The following is a 23414-nucleotide window of genomic DNA, read 5'->3' as shown; positions in this document are numbered from 1 at the left end:
TTTATTTATCACCTAGATATTCGTCTATTTAATGTATTCCGTAAAGAATAAATTAAATGGAGACAGGGGTGATTTTATGCCGTTTAGTTTCTATAGAGGGAGAATAATAAGCGATAGCCCTTTTGAATATTCAAAAAAAGAGCTGAAAAATAGTAAATTGTACAGATTTAAATGTAATGATAATGGAAGCTGTGGCTATGATGATATGACTCAAAATTCATTAGGTATCACTGGTCCAACTGGTCCACAAGGGTTGCCAGGTGCAACAGGATCAACTGGCCCGCAGGGAATGCGAGGTGTAACAGGCGCAACTGGAGCAACGGGCCCACGTGGCATCCAAGGAGTAACAGGTGCAACAGGTCCACAAGGCATCCAAGGGGAAATAGGAACAAGGGGTCCACAAGGCCTCCAAGGCGTCACAGGGGCAACTGGCCCACAAGGAATTCAAGGTGTCACAGGAGCAACCGGGGCAACCGGTGAGCAGGGTATCCAAGGAGTGACAGGAGCAACGGGTCCACAAGGAATCCAAGGTGTCACAGGTGCAACAGGCTCACAAGGAATTCAAGGTGTCACAGGAGCAACTGGAGCTCAGGGAATCCAAGGTGTCACAGGAGCAATCGGTGAGCAGGGTATCCAAGGAGTGACAGGAGCAACGGGTGAGCAAGGTATCCAAGGAGTGACAGGAGCAACAGGCTCACAAGGAATTCAAGGTGTCACAGGAGCAACTGGAGCTCAGGGAATCCAAGGAGTAACAGGGCCAACTGGAGCAACCGGAATCCAAGGAGTAACAGGACCTACCGGGGCAACCGGCATCCAAGGAGTAACGGGACCAACAGGGTCAACAGGAGCAACCGGAATTCAAGGAGTAACAGGACCAACGGGAGCAACCGGCATCCAAGGAGTAACGGGACCAACGGGAGCAACTGGCATCCAAGGAGTAACGGGACCAACGGGAGCAACTGGCATCCAAGGAGTAACGGGAGCAACAGGAGCAACCGGCATTCAAGGAATAACCGGACCAACGGGAGCAACTGGCATCCAAGGAGTAACAGGACCAACGGGAGCAACTGGCATTCAGGGAGTAACAGGACCAACAGGAGCAACTGGCATCCAAGGAGTAACAGGACCAACGGGAGCAACTGGCATCCAAGGAGTAACGGGATCAACTGGCATTCAAGGAATAACCGGACCAACGGGAGCAACTGGCATTCAGGGAGTAACAGGACCAACAGGAGCAACTGGCATCCAAGGAGTAACGGGACCAACGGGAGCAACTGGCATTCAAGGAGTAACGGGACCAACGGGAGCAACCGGCATCCAAGGAGTAACAGGACCAACGGGAGCAACCGGCATCCAAGGAGTAACAGGACCAACGGGAGCAACCGGCATTCAGGGAGTAACAGGACCAACAGGAGCAACCGGAATTCAAGGGGTAACGGGATCAACTGGAGCACCTGGCATCCAAGGAGTAACGGGACCAACGGGAGCAACTGGCATCCAAGGAGTAACGGGACCAACCGGAGCAACCGGCATTCAGGGAGTAACAGGAGCAACGGGAGCAACCGGCATCCAAGGAGTAACAGGAGCAACTGGAGCGACCGGCATCCAAGGAGTAACAGGACCAACGGGAGCAACCGGCATTCAGGGAGTAACAGGACCAACAGGAGCAACCGGAATCCAAGGAGTAACGGGACCAACGGGAGCAACTGGCATCCAAGGAGTAACGGGACCAACCGGAGCAACCGGCATTCAGGGAGTAACAGGAGCAACGGGAGCAACCGGCATCCAAGGAGTAACAGGAGCAACTGGAGCGACCGGCATCCAAGGAGTAACAGGACCAACGGGAGCAACCGGCATTCAGGGAGTAACAGGACCAACAGGAGCAACCGGAATCCAAGGAGTAACAGGACCAACGGGAGCAACTGGCATCCAAGGAGTAACGGGAGCAACTGGAGCAACCGGCATTCAAGGAATAACCGGACCAACGGGAGCAACAGGCATTCAGGGAGTAACAGGACCAACGGGAGCAACTGGCATTCAAGGAGTAACCGGACCAACGGGAGCAACTGGCATCCAAGGAGTAACGGGACCAACGGGAGCAACCGGCATTCAAGGAATAACCGGACCAACGGGAGCAACTGGCATTCAGGGAGTAACAGGACCAACAGGAGCAACCGGAATCCAAGGAGTAACAGGACCAACAGGAGCAACCGGAATCCAAGGAGTAACCGGACCAACGGGAGCAACTGGCATTCAGGGAGTAACAGGACCAACCGGGGCAACCGGAATCCAAGGAGTAACGGGACCAACGGGAGCAACTGGCATCCAAGGGGTAACAGGACCAACAGGAGCAACCGGAATCCAAGGAGTAACAGGAGCAACCGGACAAAGTGGACCCGGATTAATGGAAGTGTTTCTTTCTACGGATCAATCAGTAGGTAACAATGATTTTTTAGGCACAGGTACTTCTTCCGCTTCATTTGTAAGATGTTCGCTCGTCATTCCACAAAATGCTACAATTACAAGTATTACTTTAAATATTAGAGACCATACGTTAAGCGCTGGACAAACAGCTTCTGCTCAAATATTTACAAGTACAAACTGTGGCTTTACTGCCCCGGTAGCCACTGGCGTTAGAGCTACCGTTACTGGACCAAGCTCGTCTACTACACCGAATTGTTGTGCAACACAATCTGCGAATTTTGCCATTGTTGGGTGTACACTTTTATCAGTACAAATAACTACTACTGGTGGTGCTTTTGCAAATGGTGTTTCTGTCACAATCTTATTAACTACCTAGGGATATACTATTTAACTATTTGTAGATAAAAAAAATACCGGAGGCTCTAAAAGTTTTACGATGTGTAAAATTTTAAGAGCCTATTTTTTATGCCAAAATGGAAATTGTTAAATTTCGGGTGGAATTTTATAAATAGCAGCACTGATCTTTGTGGAAAGAGAGCTAGAAAAAATTTTTATTAAATGTTCTGTTTTACTATAATAGCTTAATACTGTATGATTTTGGATATAGAAAATCAGATAGTAAAGGGTGATTATAATTGAATATCGAGTTGATTAACAGCAAAATTTCAGAACACTTATTAAGTGGTATATCTGAAGTAAGTTTGTTTTTAATTGAAAAGATTAAGACGAATGATACGGTAGATTATATTTCATATAAACCATCATTAAGTCGTTCTTTGCAATTTGATATGATTAAGGTTATCCAACCAACTATTGATAAATTAGTGGGGAAGGAACAACGTGAATTTAATGAAAATGGGCGGCCGAATGGCGTAGTGGAATACTGTCCATCTTCCTATATCGGCATAACCTATGATCATTTATTTGCGAGCTTGCAAAATCCAGCTGAAACATTAAATGAAGAAACATCAAAAGATCTATACTGTATAAAAATTGAAATAGAAGCGGGGAAATACGCCCATTTTTTAAATCGTATTCCTCCTTTTAAGAAGTTTTCTAAAGGTCTTTGGGGAACTTTAGCAGACGCTACTTTTAGAAAAGTTTCAGATTCGTTGATAGGCATTGAACCGGGTTTTGATTTACTTATTTATGAAGACGAAGTACTTGTCGTGAATAATGTTTCTGTGCAAAGAATATTCGATTTAAAAACAAAGTATGTTCAAAATACGAATTCGGTCTTAACGGCCTTTGAAGAAACAAATAAATTTGAGGGTTTTGAACAGTTTAAAATAGATAGTATTGAAGATGGTAATATAGTGAAGCGCGTTTCCAGATTGATGACAAAGCCTGAGAGAATGACGAGGTTTGTCGAAAATTTTGATAAAGTAGAAGATATTATATTCGAATTTGACTTAAATATTGAATTAAACGATGAAAAAACGAAAATCAAATATACAGATAAAAAACAATTAAATGATATCGTCAAATTACTGAATGATGCTTATTATAAAACGGTACTAACTGGTGAACGAGGAAGAGATGATTTAAGGTAAAGCTTCTAGAAAGGATGAGGGAAAATTGACTAATCTATTTAAATTATTATTGTTTATTTCGTCCTATTCTCCATTATATATAATGGTTGCGCTTTCCATATTTCCTTTTGAAGCATTTCATGTAAATTCTATTCTTCATAATCCAGTGATACTAACAGTTTATAGCATCTTGCTCTTATTATTTCTTCTTTCATTTTTGCCCATTTGGTACATTACTAAATGTGAATTAAACAGCACAATAGTAGGTGAGCGTGTAACGCGGAAAAATGAAGAGATTTTAAGTTATTTAGTGACCTATATTTTACCTTTATTAGCTATCGACATAAGCGAAAAAAGAACATTAATTACAAATGGGATTTTATTTATTTTAATTGGCTATTTATATGTAAAGTCTAATTTAATTCATGTGAATATTACATTTTTATTGTTCGGTTGGAACACCTATGAAGATGAACTTGGACGAATCATCATTTCAAAGGAAAACCCAGACTATTTTATGAGAATGAACATAGGTGATAACCATTTACGTGTTAGACAACTGGCCGCGAATATCTATTTGCATAGATGCTAGAAAGAAGAATGACGTATAAGTAATTGTGGATCAAGTGAATAACTATGTGATTAAAATTCAGAATGTTACGAAAAATAAAATGGTTAAAAGTATTGAATTGCAACTGATAAAAGCCACTTTATATTAAATAAAGTGGCTTTTTATTATAGTTTAACGTTGTTGGGAACGAATAATTTGATCATTGACAAATGCTTGCATAAAAAATCGTTCATTGTCATTTGGTTCTCGATTCGTTTCTACTTTAAAACATGCGATAGCATCTTGTAAGGAGTCGGATTTTACAACACTACAAGTTGTCGTTAGCTCTTCCCAATATAGTATCATTTCATTTTTATCACAAAGCGATTCATGGCCAAGTAAATACAATTCAGCATTGTACTTTTCAATATCATCAATCATCGGTAATAATAACGACTGTTTAAAATGATATAAGCCATTTTTAGTTGTACAGTAGGCAGCATCGCCTAAAAATATAACCTTTTCATCTGGTATATAAATAATTGTCGAGTCGTCTGTATGGGTACTTTTGATTTGTTCGATTAGGCAAACTTTATTACCCAAATCAATCGTTATGGAATTTTCAAAAATGATTGTAGGGGAGTTTAACTTAAAACGTTCCCTGTTGGGCATTTCACTTTGTATGATTTCCATACATAGAGCATTTATTTCACCATTATTTACATAACGTTGCAGAGAATAATCGTCAAAGGAATAGTTTCGCCATTTTTCCAGCAAAACGTTTGTTTGATTATTCACGATAATCGTTGCATCAAATTCATTCATACCTAAAAAATGATCCCAATGGGCATGCGTAATCACTACATATTTTACAGGTGGGACATTTAGCTTTGCAATGTCCTGTAAAAAATCTTTAGCATGTTGCGGGGAATTGCCCGCATCGATCATTAAACTTGAGTGGTCTCCACACACCAATCCTAACGTTGGGCGTTCTTTTTCATTTTGATTGGCTAAATAATAAATTGTATCACTTAATTTATTTAACATGTTATTTCTCCTTTTTTTTAAATTGCATTCGATAAAAGAGAAAATCTACATGTTTATTCTCAAGGAATTATTTTAGATAGATTTTCTCTTATTATTTGATTACCATTGGACTCGCACCTCCCACTTCTGTATGGTAATTATATCATATTATTATATTTATTGGATATTGTGGTTTTATTAAAATATTAGGCATTGTCGTTTGTGTTGGACGGACAATGTTTTGCTCGGTAGGAAATAATTATTTACGAGATCTTCAATTTCATGAAATCGATGCGGAGTCAATAGGCATCTTCCTATTATATATAATTTGGAGGGAATAAGTTGTTAGAGATGTAGAAAGAGCGACTACCAAAATGGTATAAACATTTAGTGAAATTCATGGTAGAAGACGGCCTTTCACATGAATTTTGTATGGATTAACATAACGCATATAATAAAAATTACATAGTATATATGTCTATTTCGTCTGTCCTTCTTTGAATATTGTAGTAAAAACAAGGAGGGATTTTGTAAATGGGATGTAGAGGTTGTAATCAAGGTCATCACCATACAAATGCAAATAATATGTGTGGTTGTGAAAAAAATAAATGTTTCTTTAGATTTAAGGCACCATGTGTACCTGAAATGAACGGTGTCATTCCACCACCACCAATCAATAGCTCTAAAGTATGTGAAATTTATTTAGCTACAGATGAAGCAATAGCGAATGGACAATATTTAGGCTTAGGTACTGCGTCTGCGATTTTTACAAGAAATACTGTTGTTATACCAGAAAATGCAATTATCACTGGTATCGTTTTAAATGTTCGCGATAATACATTAACAGCTGCAGATACAGTTACTGCTGAGGTAGTTATTAGTAGAAGTTGTGGCTTTACTGATCCGATTTCAACTGGTGTAATCGCAACAGTTACGGGTCCAAATACGGCAGAAAACCCAAATTGTTGTGGCTCTGCAACAGCAAGTTACCCCATTAATAAATGCGACTTATTATCTGTTCGAATTGTAACGGGTGATGGGGCATTGCCATTTGGCGCAGCAGTAACGATTATGTATGTTTTACCATAAATGTTTAAAGTCACATCTAAATGGTGTGGCTTTTTTTTAATTGCTGTGGTGGATGAAAACGGTATTTATTGACTCTGTTCTGTATCATGCCATGATGTAAGGGACTCGTAGCAGCTAAAACATTAAAAATTATTGACTTTGAGATATATTGTATTTTTGGTATAATTACCATTAAATTCATTTTTCTGGTCAAGGAGAGCTAGATGAAATATTTTCAATTTATACTTATTTGTTCGATTGTCATAGTCCTTTTATTTGGATGCAATACAAGCCAACGTAATTCTCAACAAAATATAGAGCGATTTTTTGCAAATGAGGATATTTATAATACAGCACATGAAAAATATGGAATTTACAGTATGGGCGTTGATCCGAAAGAAAAAGTATTCGTTGTTGGGATGGATGTTTCCAATCTGCAACATAAGAAAAATGTTGAACAATTTATGAAACAACACCTACTAGCCTATCATTTAAAAGAGTATGGAATCGAAGTGTATGTATACGAAAATGGCAATCAATAATTGAAATGAAAGGAGTTTACCTATGCATTTTGTTTTAATATTTGGACCGCAAGCTGTGGGAAAAATGACTGTAGGACAGGAATTAGCAAAAATAACAGATTTGAAACTTTTCCATAATCATATGACGATTGACTTAGTAGGTCAGTTTTTTGATTACGGTACGAAAGCAGGGAAGCGGTTAGTCAATTTATTTCGTCAGGAAATATTTGAAGAAGTAGCAAATAGTGATTTAGCCGGCATGATTTTTACATATGTATGGGCCTTTAATTTACAAGAAGATTGGGATTATGTCCAACAAGTCGTGCAGCTTTTTGAGTCTAAAGGTGGGACGGTGTACTATGTAGAGCTTGAATCCGATTTGGAGGAAAGACTGCAGCGCAATACAAGCACAAATCGACTTGAACATAAGTCATCGAAAAGGAATATTGAATGGTCTGAGAAAGACCTCCTACAATCGATGGACAAATATAGATTAAATTCCTTTGAAGGCGAAATTAGCTTTGCCAACTATATAAAGATAAATAATACAAACATTCGTGCCGAGGAAGTTGCTAAAATTGTGAAGGAAACATTTCAATTGTAATCATCTCACACTTGAAAAGGGCATAGCAATTTATTGGGGAGTACTTCTTAATAACATAAAGTGCCTGAACGAACAGAATACCCGAAATACTAAATTTCTTATTGGAGGGATACTTATGATTAAATATCCATTTCTAGAAGTAGGGGCGACTATTGGCGTTACAGCTCCTTCATCTGGGGTACCAACTGAACTGCACGAATTATTGAGAACAGCCTGTATGCGTATGGAACAGCAAGGTTATAAAATTTATTGTGGTGAAACTGTTTGGTCGCAAGATAAGGCAAAATCTGCTCCTGCAAAAACGCGGGCAGAAGAGTTTAATCAAATGATAACAAATCAGGACATCCATATTATTATTCCGCCTTGGGGTGGAGAACTTCTAATAGAGACACTTGAATTTATTAACTTCGACAATATGCAAAACAAATGGGTATTAGGTTACTCAGATATCAGTCTGTTATTACTTGCCATCACATTAAAAACAGGTATCGCTACTGCACATGGAACCAATTTAATCGATTTACGAGGCGCGTATAGTGATGACGTAACAGCGATGTGGCAGTCTGTTTTATCGCTAAAAAAAGGACAGTCAATAAGTCAACATTCTTCCGAAAAATATCAAAAGGAATGGCTTTTTGATAATCCATCTCCATATGTCTTTCATTTCACAGAGAAAACAGAGTGGAAATCAACTTCAAGTAATCAAGTTAACATCCAAGGGCGTTTGCTTGGCGGATGTATAGATACGATTAGACATTTAATTGGTACAACATTCGGGAATATACAATATTTTAATGAAACCTTTATTAAGGGAGATGCTGTACTTTGGTTTTTTGAAAACTGTGACTTAACTACTCCCGATTTACGTAGGACCCTTGTACAAATGAAATTAGCTGGATGGTTTACTAATTGTTCAGGCATTATGTTTGGTAGAAGCGGTGCTGGAATGCCAGTAGAAAATTATACGATCGAAGATGTATATCATGAGCTTTCCACAGAGCTTCAAATACCCATTATCTACGACATCGACTGTGGACATTTGCCACCCCAAATGACGTTGATCAACGGTGCATATGCTGAAGTGCAATTGTTGCATGGTAAAGGGACAATTGTACAACATTTTATTTAAACGAATAAAGTTACATAAGAAGAGTACCTATAAACGTATGAACTGTTAAATCGGACATTTTCTTATGTAAAGAATCAATTTAAGTTATAAATAGTTCATAATCATTTATAGAAGGTATGGATTAGCTTCCGCGTTTTAATTAAAGGAGAAAAGATGGAATTTTTCGTAATTCCATCTTGATGATGAACAACACTTGGAATGACCTAAAAACCAACAAAACTATAGGTCATTCCTGTTTAATTTTTGTTTTTCCCACTCGCTACGTAAAATACCCATTTTAATAGCGTCATAGTATTTTCCATCAACTATTCGAGCATCTCGAATCCTTGCCTCTAATTGCATGCCTAATTTTTCAGCTACATGCATCATTCTTTCATTCCCAGACCAAGTCGACATCCCTATTCTATGAAGTGGTGTATTTTGAAATAAATAGTCAATCCATAAGCGATAGGCTTCAGAACCGTAACCACCATTCCAATACGCTGAAGGGTAAGTGACAATCCCTGTCTCAAGCCAATTTGTGTTTGGGTCAACCCAATGAGCACCGACAACCCCTATAAATTGTCCATTTACAGTCATCATTAAAGTGTTTGGAATACCTTGAAATAGTTCGTCATCGTTCGCCCATTCCTTCAAAAATTCATTTTTTGTCAGATGCTTTTCAGGAATATATGGACCATTCCACTGCTTTGCCGCTTGTTCTTCATCAACATATTTCCAAAAATATAAAGCATCTAAATCAGCAGATGTAGCAGATCGTAACGTCACTTTTTTTCCAACTATATTTACCATCATTATCATTCCTTTAGATTTTTAACAAAAAAAAGCTGCGGCGTTTGCATGCCACAGCAATTCAAAGGATTCCCTTTATGCGTGTTCATAACTATTATACCATAACTTGGTAGACTATAGCTATTAAAGGAAATAAAAACAATTTATTGGTTGAAAGGATTTTCGAAGTAGCAAGGAAATCATAAGTTATCCAAATGGAAAAAAGAAAATTCTTAACCAAGCAATGATTCATTTTATAATAAAATGGACTTTCGAAAACTGACAACAGCTCAGATTATAGAGTATTAAGATGAATTGTAGTATGAAAAAAGATGGGATTCCCCATCTAATTACGTGTCTTGTCTAACTTGTCAGCAATATTTGCTAATAACCTATTGCGTTCCTTCTGTAAGCTAATCAATTTAATCATAAACCAAATGACAAATACGAAAGGAATAAAAGTAAATAATAGTGATAGTATAGGTAATATACTTAGCCCGGTATCAATAGCCATTGTCGTATTCATGAAGAAAACTCCTTTTTGAAATATTATACCATAATAACAAAAATTAGATAAAAAATTTTGCGGAATAAAGCTATTGCAATGCTAAAATTATTTTCCCCTTACTCAAAGTCTTTCACTAAACTTGCTTTTGTCTTTTCTAAAAATCTCTTATAGATTTCATAGTGGTCTTTTAGTTGCGTATGTAATTCAGCACGTTGTTCAGGTGTTTCTGCTTCTCCGTAGGCTTTTAAACTTTGGGCGTATGTATTTTTTGTATGTACATAATCCATAAAAACTTGTTCCTTTATATGGGGTTCTAATTGTAGTCCACCACCAGTATAGTTGGCAACATCTTCATATGCTTCTTGCAGCGTATTAAACAATTGCTCTCTTTCGTCATCGGAATATGTTTCTGCAGTTTCTTGGAATAACAAAATACGCTCTATAGGTTTTTGAATAATGGATAATTGATCGTAAAGTTGGGCCCGATAAGTAGTCATTAATTGGTGTTGTCGATAAAAAACTGTACCGATGACAATGAATACTATCAATAGTCCTCCTAAAGTGAGTTTTTTCATTCATTTTCAATCCTTTCGTTGCTTTCCGTAGTGTATCAAAGGGCAACCTACACTCTACTATATCATGCATAAAGGATGATATAAATGCTTTGTCCTTCATTAAGATGTTAACGCGAAATTCTCATGTTAATCGTTTTCCTTAGTAATAATTACATGTTAACCCTACAATTTCCCCTTACAAATAATGAAATTTATTACTATACTAGAGTAAATTTGTTAAGTAGGAGATTTAGTATGAGAACGTCAGTACCTTGCCCAAATTGCCAAACGGACATTACGTTAGAAGATTTTGAGGATTTTTCATCGCCATTTACGATGAAATGTCCATACTGCAACGCCAAATTAAAAGAAACCAAAGTAACCCCATTTCTTCTAATTGGTTTAATTGTGATCATTCCTGTATTTATTTTTTTAACGGAGACGTTAATCGCTGCACTGTCAGGCATTATTCCAGTTATTGAAAAAATACCTACCTTTATCGTATTTATTGGACTGTTATATCCTTTATATGCTTTTTATGAGCGATTTAATGGACTTGTTATGTTTAATAAAGGGAATGTACAACTGAAAAAACGACAGTAAAAAACGTATGACTTACGTATAAATATTTTTTAACAAGCCTTATTCCTAACATGAGTAAGGCTTTTTTAATTCTTTCATCGATTTGGACATAACAATGAATTAATAGAATTGAAAATCTGTGTCAATATCCCTGTTCCCCAATTACAAATTGTGTTGCACAATACTCCTATTGGATTTAATTGTGGTAAAATATGTTATTATAGGTTACTTAAAAACTGGAGGTTATCTTATGAAAAACAAGATCGTTGCCACTTTAGGAATAACAGGAGTTTTAGCACTAACTTTTGGTCTTGCGAATAACATGCAAAGCTCAACCGTATCAGCCCAAGAACAACCTGACAAAATTACGGTTATCACAACTGAAGAACAAAATATGGTTGAAAGTCTTTCAACGAATGAAGGTTTTGTACCTCAAGCGAATGGAACCGGATTCGTTTTTGAAAAGGAAAAATTAACTGCTAGCAAGGATAGTGTAATTGTGATTACAGCGCAAGAACAAAATATTGTCGAAGAAATGGCCGAGCAAGCAGGATTTGTACCACAAGAAGATGGGTTTGGGTTCTTTTATATAAAAGATTAACTTTGAATTTTATTGAAAGATAGCATTAGTTGAAAACGATAGAGTTGCCTATGCAGCTCTTTTTTTACTATTAATGTAAAGTGGCAGCGCAGCAATGGGGGATAAGAAATTGTTTATTATTAGAACCGTTATTATTTGGATCATTATATCAACGATTTGTAATGCGTATTTTATGACTTTTCCGAGACTCATTTTCCGGAAAAGAGCATATCCAGCAAACTATTTAATAACCCGAAATCATCGAATTGCTATACAAAATAATAGAGAATGTGCAGCATTTTCAACAGCATACGTGTTGCGTCATTTTGGTTTAGATGCTGATGGTGAAGCGTTATATGTTAATTTCCCAAGTAAATTAAAATCGGGAAATATATATCCAAAAGGGATCCGAACGGTGTTAAAAAACAAGGGATTTCATACAAATTATTATAAAGGAAATATTCATACATTAAAGTATGAAGTTAGTAAAGGTACGCCGGTCATTGTTTTTATAAAAGTACGAAAAGATCTTAACCATTTGCATTTTGTGCCAGTCGTCGGTTATGACAAGGACTATATTTACCTTGCCGAGTCATTGAAGGATTTGGTGAATAATCAAGATGATAACCATCACTATAATCGGAAAGTTCCAATTGCTGAATTTAGGGCATTGTGGAATGTAAAAACTATTTATATGCCTTTTTATAGTAATACTTATATAACTATTACACAGCGCTATTTAAAGGAGTGAAGGAGTAACAATGCAAAGTTTTAAACGCTACTGTTCTTGTATCATTATCCTGCTGTTGTTAGCAGGGTGTGCGGATGTTGAAAAGGATAAAAAGATTGCCGCAACGCAGTTAACGATTGAGCCCTATACGAAGAGTGAAAAAGAAAGTCTGCTAATTAGCAAAACAGGGGTAGGAAATATTGAATATTTTAAACTAAATGGTAATTTAGCAGAAGAGGATGATTTGCAATTTTCTGTGGAAGTATATAAAAAAGGTCAGCTAAAAGAGGAATTACTAAAAAGCTGGGGAGTCATTGAAAAAAGCTATCAAAATACTTTTATATCCTTTGGAATAAGTGACTATAACCATGAAGTTCATCTCTTAAAATTATTATCTGGCATACCTTCTGGGATTGTTTCGACAACTTACCCCAATAGTATGACGGCTTTTTCTTTTAGTAATTTAATAAGTGAACAAGTTACGTTAACAAAAAATAAACCTCTATATTTGGTCGCATGGCTAGGCACTACAAAAAATGAGCTGCGTACAGTCGGAAGCGAAAAAGGTGAATTACCTGCTGGCATAGAAGAAGCTGAGCTCGCATTTTTATATAAAGTATTATGGACTGATCAGGAATGATTGAACATTCACACTAGGAACAAGGCTTAATAAACTAATGGTGTTGCATTCGCAGGCACGATAAGTAAGTTGAATAAAGAAGGAGATGGAGACGAATGAATATTTTCTCATTGTTTGCCGTTTTATTTATCGCACTTATGGTATCAGTTATTTATGAAGTAAAAAAGAAAAATGATGTAAAACTTGAACAAATCAAGTTAGAAAGAGATAAAATAGCATTGGAACGAAAAAGATTAGAAATGGGCAATAAAATAGATTAACTTAAAAAAGGATACGATTGTGCAGTAGAGCAGTCCCCATATTTGTTTTGGAGGTATGTTAAGTGAAGATGAAAAAAATTGATCATGTTGCGGTCATTGTAAACGATCTCTCTGCGGCTAAAGCTTTTTTTGTCGATTTGGGACTTGAGGTGAAAGGTGAGTGGGAAATGGAAGGGGATTTGATGGGCTATGCAGCTGGTCTTGATAACGCTAAAGTCGCATGTGTTGGATTAGGAACACAAGAAGGTCAAACGTGGCTCGAGTTAATCAAATTTATATCGCCGGCAAATGACATAGAAATAAACCGACCTTTAGCCAATACGCTAGGTATAAGACATATTGCATTTTCAGTAGAAGACATTGAAGCCGTTGTTGCCAAGTTGAAAATAAAAGGATTCGAACTCTTTAGTGACATTCAGCAATATGAAGAAAGTTATAAATTATGCTATGTTCGTGGACCTGAGGGAATTATTGTAGAATTAGCTCAGGAAATCAAATAATGCTTGTGAGGCATGGTGGGCTTGTAAAAAGCTGTTGTTCGTGAACCTAAATTTTTTACTTCGCTGGAAGCGGTTTTTCAAATACTGCATTCTCCATTCAAAAGAGGGTAGTAAAGTTTTGAGAGTGAGATTTGTAGAAAATTGTGTAAATTATAAGCCCTTTATAATATTATTATGTATAGTAAGTTTGTAGCTAAATTATCAACAAGGAAATGACATGATATCGGAGGACTCTAATGACACCAGCGCAAATAGTGAAAAAATTTTTTGAGGAAGTACGTTCTGGAAAAAATCCAGATTATGCAAGCGAATTAATGGCAGAGCATGTGTCTGCACACCAAGTGATTGCTGAAGAGGAATTAACGGTGTTAAGAACGCCAAAAGATTATGCCGATCATGTAAAAGAAATGATAGAAGCATATGGCCATTTTACATTAGAAATTCAAGAGTTCATCGTTCAAGATAGTAAAGTATATGTACGCTGGAAACAAGTTGGTACGCATGTTGGAGAGGTTGATGGATATCAGCCAACAAATCTCCCAGTTATCGAACTAGCTAGTGCAGTCTATCGAATTGAAGATGAAAAAATAGTAGAATATTGGATACAAATTGACAGAGCTGGTATTGAAAATCAACTTATTCGCAATCAAAATAATTAACATCCTTCGGGGTGTTTTTTTTTTTTCTTTTGAAAGAGAAAGACAAATTTCTGCGGTGACAATCATCATTCAACGATTGTTAGTACAAATTACGCAAAAATGGACATACGCAAGACCACTTTAACATCTCGATTGGAACTATTTAGGAGGATTATGTAGCTGAAATAGAGAATTAAATATATACCACATTATAGAAAGAAGGAGAAATATGTTAGATATTAGATTAATTGAACCGGAAATGACGTATACACTTAGGCAAACTGTTTTGCGGCCAAACCAACGTATTGAGGAGTCGATGTATGAATCAGATCATGAAAAAGAGTCTTTTCATGTAGGTGCTTTTTATGAAGGAAAACTAGTGAGTATTGCAACTTTTATTATAGAAAATAACGCTGCGCTTTCTAGAGAAAGCCAATACCGTTTAAGGCAAATGGCATCATTAGCGGAATATCGAAAGTTAGGTGCTGGAAGAGCAGTAGTAAGTTACGCTGAAAATATTATAACAGCACGTGGTGTTAATTTTCTTTGGTGTAAAGGAAGAACGAGTGTTCAAAAGTATTATGAAAAATTAGGTTTTGAGCCTTTTGGCGATGTTTTTGACTACCCGCCTATCGGTCCTCATATTGTGATGTTCAAAAAACTAATTGAAAAAGACTAGATAGAAATATGCATTTTCTAGCCAAGAGGCTGAAGTGAAATTTTCACCAGAAAAATACCGGGAATTAATAAATCAAATTATGCACTTGAAGCTAAATATGACAGCAATGATAAGTTAATATTTTCAAAACCACCTTGGTACATAAACGAGGTAATGGAGAGAGGGAATTTATTTGATGAAACATTCTTTCGTTTTATATATTTCAATTTGTTTGATGCAATTATGTATATTAACAAACATAACTTTACTAGATGGTAAATGGGACGGAATTACTTTATGGTTGTGTACGGGGATCTTTATTTTTGCATCAACAATATTTGGTTTAAGTCGAAAAGATTTCTCTAAAAAAAGCTAGTTTTAAGTGAGAATTACACAGTGAATTGGGATGGATAAATACGTTATTAGTATTAAAAGGGGTGAACAGCTTGAAGTATTTCCTAAATATTTCATTTGGATACAATAGAAGTTCATACGCAAGAAATTCCTCAATTTGCAAAAAGTAGTACACCGTTTCTATTTTGATGCTATAATTTTATGTGGATTTTAATTCTAGAAGGAAGTGAATTCATGAGAGATTTAGATAAAATCAAACTTGTGAAGCCACCATTTCCCAAGCTACGATGTTTTTCTTTCAAACCTATAATGATCTAGGAGAGGTTTATTTTGAAGAAAAACATCGGAAACAATACACCTAGCTTATTATTACTAATTGTACTAGTAGGCTTCCCACAAATAAGTGAAACTATTTTTAGCCCAACTTTACCCTCTATCGCAGAAGTTTTTAGAACTTCTATGAATGAAGCACAGCTAACGATGAGTGTGTATTTTATCGCATTTGCTGTTGGCGTATTTTTCTTTGGGCGTTTATCCGATAAAATTGGACGACGCAAGGCGATGCTTTATGGTCTGTTGATCTATTTTATTGGTAATGTACTTTGTTTATTAGCAAATGAAATGGCAGTTTTATTAGTCGCACGCTTTATACAAGCGTTTGGTGCAAGTGTTGGTTCAATTGTGACACAAACGATTTTACGTGAAAGTTATTCTGGTGTTGAGCGTCATAAATTGTTTGCTCAAATTTCAGCTGCCCTTGCTTTCACACCTGCTCTTGGCCCGTTAATCGGAGGTTTTACTGATTATTATTTTGGCTTTAAAATCGTATTTTGGGTATTAGTTACGATGAGCATTATCATATTTTGCTATGCCTATTTTCGCTTACCTGAAACAATGTTATTAACAAATGAAATAAAGCCTTTACTACCAATCGTAAAGCGCATGATTAGACATACTCGTCTATGGCGCTATTGCGCATTAATTGGTGGCATGAACGGTATTTTATTTAGTTATTATACCGAAGCACCTTTTATTTTTACGCAGTACTTTACACTAACTAGTGCGATGTATGGTTTTTTAGGCATTATTGTTGCGCTCGCTTCTATCGCAGGTGCGATGCTATCTAAGCGACTTGTTAGCCGTACAAAACCTGAAAAGATTATTGTACGGGGCTTAATCATTATGCTTATTGGCACATTTCTCGCGATTACGGTATATTTTTTACCGATGGCATGTCAAATGCCAACTATGATTGTTAGTGTGTTCTTTATTTTATTTGGTATAGGTACCGCTTTACCAAACTGTTTAAGCCTAGCGCTCATTGACTTTCAAGATGTCATCGGTTCTGCCGGTGCGCTATTTAGCTTAGGTTATTATTTAATCGTCAGCGTGACAATCTATGGGATGTCCATTTTTCATAATGGAACAGTTATTGCAATGCCTCTATATTTTTTAGCACTTGGGATCGCTATGTTTTTAATAAGTTTTCCGTTACAATATAAAAAAATATGATGTGATTCTATAATGGTAGGACTACTGTCAAACCGATTATATTTCATTATCATAAGAATAAAATTTCAAATTACTAAAAGTATCCTCTTTTGAGGATGCTTTTTTTGAATCAGCAAAGAATTTGTAAGAAAGCAGTTTCGGTTAGTGTGGAGTGCAGTGTAATAGCAAGAAAATGTTCAGCAAGGTAAAAACTTGCTGAACATTACTTACTTTAAAATTCAATGTTACTAATTTTATAGTCATTGAATTAATACTAATTAATGAAATCTTGAGGTACACATTCACGAACTCCAGAATTTCTTAATGAGTTAAATAAAGCTGCACTGATTCTTAAAAGGACATTGTTATCTGTCCCATTTTCTAAATCATAAATTACAAAATATGAATTATCGACGGAGAAAATACATTTCCGCTCTAATTTAAATCCAGGTGGTACAGGTGGAAGAGTAAAGCGTGGGACAATAACAGGCGTATCTCCCTCATTTCGAATTAAATTGAAAGTTTGTTGATCAATCTCATAAATATTAACTGGATCAATCTCCACACCTTTTTCTGGAATTGTAATTTCATCCTCAACTAAGAGAAAAAAGCGTTCGTTGCGAAAATTGAAAAGACTTCTCGCTCCAATTTCAAATGATGCCATTTTAACTATCACCTCCTATCTATTTCCTATCTTATTCATATCAAATGCTTCTCTTTGGACATTTAGGAAGGGAGAGCGAAGATATAGTGAATATTCCATTTTGATATATAACATTTGTCATGTTGTTTCCTATTAAGATCAATTTAATAGTGATAAAGAAACTATCTAGGATTGAAGTCACTTGAAGTAGAATGTTACAGTAACTTACTTATCAAACATTTCTACCAATTTATTAGGAGCTTTATATAGAAACTTGGGGGGAATGAACAAATGAAGAGGCAAAAGGGGTGGAAATTTGATTTTGCTCTAATCGTTTCGCTACTGATTTTTCTTGATAAGGACAAGGGCTAACACCTCTGTTGTCTTATGAATTCCTTCCTCTAACGATGGAAAAAACAAGAAGTTCCTTTTCTTCTGAACATCCTTCGAAAAGGTAGTCATATTTTTAACATTGGATTCGTTGTTTAAATTATTCAGATATTTTTGTATAAGATTTAAAAACATAGTAAAATAAATTATATGAACATGTTTTACGTTACGGAAAACCATTTTTAGGAGGTCGAGTTTATGAATGATAAGAAGAAGGGGAAATTACAAATCATAGGAATTGTTTTAATAGTATCACTTTTCGCTGTAGCGTTTGTGACTTTTTTCTTAGGTCATTACATGGCGGGTTCAGTTTTATTTGTCATCTTTATCATTCTTGTCAATGCAATAAGTGGGTGGACGAGAATCAAAAATACAGAGTACATTCATTTTAAGGAGCATAAATATAATGAAAAGTGGTAATTAAACTCACTCTTTTACTTTATAGCCAGATTCTCATAACAAAAGCCATTCATTTTAAGTGGCTTTTTTTGTTTACCCTTTTCCAGTAGCCTCTCAGATAGGATAGCTGGTCTATAATATTAATAGGTGTTTATAAAGTAGAAAAATAAATTAGTGGGGAAGGGAAAAAGCAAAAGGTATTAATCCTCTTGCTTTTTTTCTGAAAATAAAGAAAAACTAAATGCAATTAACATTACTATTGAAAAAACAATGGATGGAGTGGATTTATATAGATGGGATGCAATCAATAATCCAAAAGCAATAATAATTGTGACTACACGCAGTATCATATCTGTTTTTTTACTAGGATTGAAAAAGTCTTGAAGTATGCTAAGTATAGCAATGAACCCTACAAAAATAAGATACAAATAAAGGATGAATGGCTCTAAATAGTCTGGACTAAATCTAATTAATCTTACTGTAAAATAAAACAAAACAACGTATTTTAGATATTTAAAAATGCCGCGCAAAGTATCACCTCATTTTAATAATAGTTTATCTAAATAATGTAAGTCTAGAGGAGGATTGGAATTAATTTATCTAATTATTTTGTAATTTAATTGGTTATTTATGTTAATATGTAATTTGTATCTGGGAATCCATAAATGAAACGGTACATTTATCACGTGAACATATTTACATTTTATTAGGGGGACATATGAAAACTCACTATTATTTAGGTTGGTTTAACCAGTTCTTTTCTGAGAAATTAGCTAGGGTATTACGAGAGGATATCACGGATAGAAAATCGCTTGTTATGATTAGCTCAAATCCATCTAATTATGAAGAAGTTGGGGCTATTGAACGCTCGTGGCTCAATCAGGCAAGCATTATATTTGAGGAATATCATGTAATTAATTATTGCGTTCAAAAGGAAAATGCGCAAACCTTTATTCAAAATGCGTCGGTCATTTTCTTGTTGGGTGGAGATACACTTAAACAAAATGAATTTGTGATGGAATATGAATTGTCGGATTTGATTAAAAAAAGCAATGCCGTTGTGATGGGCGCAAGTGCAGGAGCAATCAACATGTCCGCAAAATGGTTATGCTCAAAAAACTTTGGTTATAAAGTTGAAATAAGCTCTTTTTACGATGGAATTGGTCTTGACAATTTTTGCGTCCTGTCTCACTTTGATCTTGAAAATAACATTGCAGTGATTCAAGACGAGCTCTCTTCCTTTTCGGAAGAGATGAATATTTATGCCTCGAACAAAGATTGTGCTGTACGTGTAAAGGGAAATAAAATCGATATTTTAGGCAATGTATATTTAATTGCACACTCACAAATTCACAAATTGGATGAAACGCTTTAGTAATAAATAATACCTTTTTAGTGGAAACCTAGATTTACTTGAAAATCAAAGTTAACCTTTCATTGGACTCTTTAGATAGCAAGATTCAGGTGGAGCCCTGATTCATTTAATATACGCTGCGATGACATTCTTCTCGACGTTCAATCGGATTTAGTTGATGAATAAAATGAACAGAACAGTAAAACTTGTCGTATCCTGCGCTTACCCGGGAAATTATTTTAATTTCCTAAACTTAAATACTACATTGCCCACGCCGCTTTGCAACCCAAAAGAGTAGAAGCGAAAGCAAAGGGTATCCGATTAACAACAGCCTGTGTGCTAATAATTTCAGTTCGTTATAAGTGATCTTTACATACATAAATGTAGGGGAAATATTAATTATCTCTTTAAGTATTGCGAGCATATAATGATTTAGGATGTATCTTGAAATGAAGGAGGTAAGAGCTTGGGGAAGGATAAAAATCAAAACAATCAAAATAATCCATCTTCTGACTCCTTAGATTTATATGTCGCTAAACTTGCGTTTGTTGGAGCTAGCATCGCGACATTGGGAGATGGTTTGACTGCTGTTGCTGCAGGTATTGCATTAGAGGCTTTAGAAAAAAAAGAACAATCCAATAATAACAGTCCACAAAGTCAGAATGGACAATCAAAACAGTTAGAAAAAATGCAAAAACAAATTGATGATTTAATAAATGAATTAAATCAAGTCAAGAAAATGTTTAGGTGGTGATTACTTACAATTATTTTGCTCCGATTCATTGCTTATGCCCAGAAAATAGATTGGATAACATAAAAAAATATGTAAATGGGTTGAAATGATGAAGGAAATTCCTAACGATAACTGTGTTTTAAAAAATTACGGAAAGTATTACTAATCGGTGTATTTTATTATAAACGTATGCATCACCTCAAAGTTACATAGGGCTTAATAAGGAGTGAAGAAGTGGTTATCAAGTGAAGTTCTTCCTCTTTCGTTTTACAAAATAAATGTGCAGTAGCTCTATTACAGGTGCTAGTGATCTATCGACAGTTGCCACTTAAATTTAATAGACGGATGAAAGCCTTATATTGAGTACCGTAAGGCTTTTTATCATGTTGTTACAATGACAATCACTGCCATTTTTACTAGTATTAGAGTGGGGGGTGTGTGATAGATGACTAAAATTAAAGTTATTGATAGTCGAAAAAAACAAGATTTCGAAAATAAAGTGAACGAATGTTTAAAAGAACTTCAAGAACATGAAATTATTGATATCAAGTATTCTGCTAGTGTTTTGAATAGCTTAGGTTTACCTTTAGTTTATTCGGCAATGATAATTTATAAATGATGTGCTAGGTATTGGGAACGTTATAGGGTAGTCCAAGAAGAACACATTTTTCGATGTAGATAGGAAATTATCTTCCTATTATTCAGCAGTTTGATGTGATTGCTAAATAAACAACGCTGTATTTCTTTAGAGAACAAAATTCTAACGAATGTGCCATATTGCAAGTTGGGCAGTATAACAAAAAGTCACTAATGTTGTTCAATCAACGTTTGTGACTTTTTTTAATAACAATATTAATTTAGTTTTCTATGCAAAGAACAGCTGATTCACTTTTCAGCAGCACAGCACCTCAATCAACCGTTTTAAATGAAGCAGTCGGGCACCGAGAAAGAGGCTAGATTATACTTCTTTTTCCTATGCATCAATTGTTTCGATATAAAATTCAGTTACTTGAGTTTTTTCATCATTTGTTTTAGCTTCGCAATAAAGTACTATGGGGATTTCTTCATTATCAAACCATAAATAGCGTACTTCAGAGACAAAACCACTTTTATCATTGTATTCGTACACATCTATGTCCATGTTTTCATCACTAGGTGGCAAAGTGAGAGTACCTTGCATTGAAATAACTTCTTTTAGCAACTTTTCAGTTTCATCGTTAATTTTATTCTCTTCTTTAAGTTTTTCATAACGAACGTTTACTAGATCAACGAGTGTTTCTTTAGTACATTGTATTATCTTTTCTTCAATAGTCATAAATACGCTCCTTAAAAATGTGGTAAATTTAACTAATTTAATAGTATCATAAGCATTGTAAGAATTGCATACTTTCAAAATTTCCGTTTTTTCAACATTTGGTAAAATAAAAAAGAGAATTGTAAACTAGAGAGAGTTCGTTTAAGAAAATGTTTCGTAAAATGGAATGTGTAATAACCTAAAGATTAGGGAGAGAGGGCTTTTGAGGGGGAAGATATACTTTTGAGGAACAAAATTTTACTGAACAATATGAAGAAAGAAAAGAAAAAGGGTCACCGTCCTGGGAGGCGACCCTTCAATCGGAATTTTAAAGTTTAGTATGAGATGAAAGTAGCACCGACAATAATTAAAAGAATAAATAGTACAACAACTAATACAAACTGTGAACCATTACCATAACCGCCGCTGTTATAGCCACCGTTTTCAATACCACCAACATTTCCACCATAGTAACTCATAAAACACACCTCCTTTCTACAATTTATAATATGTTAGCTAATAAGAAGGAGTGGGGTGTTAAACCATTTAGCTAGTGAAATAAAAAAATATACCTAGATAAGATAAGAAAGTAAAAAGGGCCACTTGGGATGGAGTGACCCTTAAAAAAAGTAAAGGAGGCATAAAGCTAAATTAGCTTTACCTTACTATTAATATGATGTGAATGCTAGGTTTGTATAGTGAATTGCCTGAGGGCGTTAAAAATAAACGTAGCACTTAAAATAAATTAACAAGTACGTAGTAAATAAAAAACAACAAGTAGGGAGGCGTATTAAAAGCACCTTTGATAAATTGTTCAGTAATCGTTTGTGCGTTAATTCGTGAATTTAGATAACTTATCCACTTCTTCAGGGGTAATGCTTTGAACCTTATAAGAAATAACTGCCTTGTTTGAAATGACTTTATACTTTTCTGAAGGTAATCCAGGAGGTATACGAAAAGTGATGTTAATTAGTTTATATGGTGGACTGTGTGCACCTTCAAACGAAATCACCCTTAAACTAACATCATAAAAGTCATTTTCTCTATTTCGTTCAATCTTTTCGATTCTTGCAAATTCAAATAAATGATTATCACCATAGGAAGCCATTGTTTCAAGAATTGATTGACCTAATTCACGTAAAAACGCTAACTCGATTACACTCGGTGGTTGATCAAGTCGGAAATATTCAATATCAGTCTTAGCAAAAGCAGAATTTATACCAAGTAAACTCATTAAAAAGAACGCAATAATTAGTATTTTTCTCAATTGTTTATAAATCCTTTCCGTAGTTGTTCTTGTTATCTGCCAATATGAAAGTTTTATGCATATCCATTCGTTTTACTTAAATTAATCGCATAGGTAGTTCAATGATCGGTTCACATTCTTGCATAATGCTTCCAATTTAAGTTAGAAAATTATGTTAAAATATAATAAATGGAAATGAAAGGAGGGAACAAATGAGGAAATCGTTGCAATGTAC

At 35.4% G+C, this 23414-nt stretch carries 28 protein-coding genes; 20 read left to right on the top strand and 8 right to left on the bottom strand.

Annotated elements, in window-relative coordinates; translation table 11 throughout:
- Positions 1 to 76: 76 nt before the first annotated feature.
- The 3 genes from ACKVEV_RS06750 to ACKVEV_RS06740 all read left to right on the top strand — a co-directional run bounded on the left by ACKVEV_RS06750 (position 77) and on the right by ACKVEV_RS06740 (position 4548).
- Positions 77 to 2800 (top strand): beta strand repeat-containing protein, encoded by a 2724-nt coding sequence (locus tag ACKVEV_RS06750; RefSeq protein ID WP_409369636.1) that lies wholly within the window; start codon positions 77 to 79, stop codon positions 2798 to 2800.
- A 259-nt stretch (positions 2801 to 3059) separates the two neighbouring features.
- Positions 3060 to 3977 (top strand): DUF4868 domain-containing protein, encoded by a 918-nt coding sequence (locus ACKVEV_RS06745; RefSeq protein WP_409369635.1) that lies wholly within the window; start codon positions 3060 to 3062, stop codon positions 3975 to 3977.
- 25 nt (positions 3978 to 4002) lie between these two features.
- Positions 4003 to 4548, top strand: coding sequence for a hypothetical protein (locus tag ACKVEV_RS06740; protein WP_409369634.1), 546 nt, complete (start codon positions 4003 to 4005; stop codon positions 4546 to 4548).
- 150 nt (positions 4549 to 4698) lie between these two features.
- Here the strand turns inward: ACKVEV_RS06740 and ACKVEV_RS06735 are convergent, their stop codons facing one another.
- The gene (locus ACKVEV_RS06735; RefSeq protein ID WP_409369633.1) at positions 4699 to 5553 is read right to left on the bottom strand and encodes an MBL fold metallo-hydrolase; all 855 of its coding nucleotides are present in this window, start codon (positions 5551 to 5553) and stop codon (positions 4699 to 4701) included.
- Between the two features lie 513 nt (positions 5554 to 6066).
- Here ACKVEV_RS06735 and ACKVEV_RS06730 point away from each other — a divergent pair.
- From ACKVEV_RS06730 to ACKVEV_RS06715, 4 genes are all read left to right on the top strand, one after another.
- The gene (locus ACKVEV_RS06730) at positions 6067 to 6621 is read left to right on the top strand and encodes a hypothetical protein (RefSeq protein ID WP_409369632.1); all 555 of its coding nucleotides are present in this window, start codon (positions 6067 to 6069) and stop codon (positions 6619 to 6621) included.
- Positions 6622 to 6824: 203 nt separating this feature from the next.
- Positions 6825 to 7142, top strand: coding sequence for a hypothetical protein (locus ACKVEV_RS06725; protein WP_409369631.1), 318 nt, complete (start codon positions 6825 to 6827; stop codon positions 7140 to 7142).
- Positions 7143 to 7164: 22 nt separating this feature from the next.
- A complete protein-coding gene (locus ACKVEV_RS06720; protein WP_409369630.1) occupies positions 7165 to 7725 on the top strand; it encodes an AAA family ATPase in 561 nt (186 codons plus the stop codon).
- A 115-nt stretch (positions 7726 to 7840) separates the two neighbouring features.
- Entirely contained in the window at positions 7841 to 8854 is a 1014-nt protein-coding gene (locus tag ACKVEV_RS06715) for a S66 peptidase family protein (RefSeq protein WP_409369629.1), read from the top strand.
- Between the two features lie 219 nt (positions 8855 to 9073).
- Here ACKVEV_RS06715 and ACKVEV_RS06710 read toward each other — a convergent pair whose 3' ends face one another.
- The 3 genes from ACKVEV_RS06710 to ACKVEV_RS06700 form a co-directional block, all read right to left on the bottom strand.
- Positions 9074 to 9646, bottom strand: a complete 573-nt coding sequence (locus ACKVEV_RS06710; protein ID WP_409370517.1) for a GNAT family N-acetyltransferase — start codon at positions 9644 to 9646, stop codon at positions 9074 to 9076.
- A gap of 325 nt (positions 9647 to 9971) precedes the next feature.
- A complete protein-coding gene (locus ACKVEV_RS06705) occupies positions 9972 to 10151 on the bottom strand; it encodes a hypothetical protein (RefSeq protein ID WP_409369628.1) in 180 nt (59 codons plus the stop codon).
- Positions 10152 to 10249: 98 nt separating this feature from the next.
- Positions 10250 to 10681, bottom strand: a complete 432-nt coding sequence (locus ACKVEV_RS06700) for a hypothetical protein (protein ID WP_409369627.1) — start codon at positions 10679 to 10681, stop codon at positions 10250 to 10252.
- Positions 10682 to 10942: 261 nt separating this feature from the next.
- Between ACKVEV_RS06700 and ACKVEV_RS06695 the strand changes: the two genes are divergently transcribed.
- The 9 genes from ACKVEV_RS06695 (at position 10943) to ACKVEV_RS06655 (ending at position 17141) form a co-directional block, all read left to right on the top strand.
- On the top strand, positions 10943 to 11290 hold the full coding sequence (locus ACKVEV_RS06695) for a hypothetical protein (RefSeq protein ID WP_409369626.1): 348 nt from the start codon (positions 10943 to 10945) through the stop codon (positions 11288 to 11290).
- A gap of 229 nt (positions 11291 to 11519) precedes the next feature.
- Positions 11520 to 11870 carry a hypothetical protein gene (locus tag ACKVEV_RS06690; protein WP_409369625.1) on the top strand — a complete coding sequence of 117 codons (351 nt, stop codon included), beginning with the start codon at positions 11520 to 11522 and terminating at the stop codon, positions 11868 to 11870.
- A 94-nt stretch (positions 11871 to 11964) separates the two neighbouring features.
- Positions 11965 to 12600, top strand: coding sequence for a cysteine peptidase family C39 domain-containing protein (locus ACKVEV_RS06685; protein WP_409369624.1), 636 nt, complete (start codon positions 11965 to 11967; stop codon positions 12598 to 12600).
- A gap of 10 nt (positions 12601 to 12610) precedes the next feature.
- Positions 12611 to 13219, top strand: a complete 609-nt coding sequence (locus tag ACKVEV_RS06680; RefSeq protein WP_409369623.1) for a hypothetical protein — start codon at positions 12611 to 12613, stop codon at positions 13217 to 13219.
- A gap of 95 nt (positions 13220 to 13314) precedes the next feature.
- A complete protein-coding gene (locus ACKVEV_RS06675) occupies positions 13315 to 13479 on the top strand; it encodes a hypothetical protein (protein ID WP_409369622.1) in 165 nt (54 codons plus the stop codon).
- A gap of 62 nt (positions 13480 to 13541) precedes the next feature.
- Positions 13542 to 13979 carry a VOC family protein gene (locus ACKVEV_RS06670; protein WP_409369621.1) on the top strand — a complete coding sequence of 146 codons (438 nt, stop codon included), beginning with the start codon at positions 13542 to 13544 and terminating at the stop codon, positions 13977 to 13979.
- A gap of 236 nt (positions 13980 to 14215) precedes the next feature.
- Positions 14216 to 14638, top strand: a complete 423-nt coding sequence (locus ACKVEV_RS06665; protein ID WP_409369620.1) for an ester cyclase — start codon at positions 14216 to 14218, stop codon at positions 14636 to 14638.
- Between the two features lie 208 nt (positions 14639 to 14846).
- A complete protein-coding gene (locus tag ACKVEV_RS06660) occupies positions 14847 to 15296 on the top strand; it encodes a GNAT family N-acetyltransferase (protein ID WP_409369619.1) in 450 nt (149 codons plus the stop codon).
- A 663-nt stretch (positions 15297 to 15959) separates the two neighbouring features.
- Positions 15960 to 17141, top strand: coding sequence for a multidrug effflux MFS transporter (locus ACKVEV_RS06655; protein ID WP_409369618.1), 1182 nt, complete (start codon positions 15960 to 15962; stop codon positions 17139 to 17141).
- Between the two features lie 253 nt (positions 17142 to 17394).
- Here ACKVEV_RS06655 and ACKVEV_RS06650 read toward each other — a convergent pair whose 3' ends face one another.
- Positions 17395 to 17784: a spore coat protein gene (locus ACKVEV_RS06650; RefSeq protein ID WP_409369617.1), complete on the bottom strand. Its 390-nt coding sequence runs from the start codon at positions 17782 to 17784 to the stop codon at positions 17395 to 17397.
- Between the two features lie 567 nt (positions 17785 to 18351).
- On the opposite strand from ACKVEV_RS06650, the gene ACKVEV_RS06645 reads away from it, so the two are divergent.
- The 4 genes from ACKVEV_RS06645 to ACKVEV_RS06630 all read left to right on the top strand — a co-directional run bounded on the left by ACKVEV_RS06645 (position 18352) and on the right by ACKVEV_RS06630 (position 21258).
- Positions 18352 to 18573: a hypothetical protein gene (locus ACKVEV_RS06645; protein ID WP_409369616.1), complete on the top strand. Its 222-nt coding sequence runs from the start codon at positions 18352 to 18354 to the stop codon at positions 18571 to 18573.
- A 697-nt stretch (positions 18574 to 19270) separates the two neighbouring features.
- Positions 19271 to 19927: a Type 1 glutamine amidotransferase-like domain-containing protein gene (locus ACKVEV_RS06640; protein ID WP_409369615.1), complete on the top strand. Its 657-nt coding sequence runs from the start codon at positions 19271 to 19273 to the stop codon at positions 19925 to 19927.
- 445 nt (positions 19928 to 20372) lie between these two features.
- Positions 20373 to 20660 (top strand): translation initiation factor 2, encoded by a 288-nt coding sequence (locus ACKVEV_RS06635; protein ID WP_409369614.1) that lies wholly within the window; start codon positions 20373 to 20375, stop codon positions 20658 to 20660.
- Positions 20661 to 21084: 424 nt separating this feature from the next.
- Complete coding sequence (locus ACKVEV_RS06630) at positions 21085 to 21258, top strand: sporulation protein Cse60 (protein WP_409369613.1); 174 nt, start codon at positions 21085 to 21087, stop codon at positions 21256 to 21258.
- Positions 21259 to 21612: 354 nt separating this feature from the next.
- On the opposite strand, the gene ACKVEV_RS06625 is transcribed toward ACKVEV_RS06630, so the two are convergent.
- From ACKVEV_RS06625 to ACKVEV_RS06615, 3 genes are all read right to left on the bottom strand, one after another.
- A complete protein-coding gene (locus tag ACKVEV_RS06625) occupies positions 21613 to 21954 on the bottom strand; it encodes a hypothetical protein (protein WP_409369612.1) in 342 nt (113 codons plus the stop codon).
- Positions 21955 to 22268: 314 nt separating this feature from the next.
- Positions 22269 to 22412 (bottom strand): YjcZ family sporulation protein, encoded by a 144-nt coding sequence (locus ACKVEV_RS06620; RefSeq protein WP_409369611.1) that lies wholly within the window; start codon positions 22410 to 22412, stop codon positions 22269 to 22271.
- A 353-nt stretch (positions 22413 to 22765) separates the two neighbouring features.
- Positions 22766 to 23200 (bottom strand): hypothetical protein, encoded by a 435-nt coding sequence (locus tag ACKVEV_RS06615; RefSeq protein WP_409369610.1) that lies wholly within the window; start codon positions 23198 to 23200, stop codon positions 22766 to 22768.
- Positions 23201 to 23414 lie beyond the last annotated feature (214 nt).

Origin of the sequence: Lysinibacillus sp. 38-6 (assembly GCF_046245175.1) — a bacterium.
Classification (GTDB): domain Bacteria; phylum Bacillota; class Bacilli; order Bacillales_A; family Planococcaceae; genus Lysinibacillus.
This window is presented reverse-complemented; position numbering and strand designations above follow the sequence as displayed.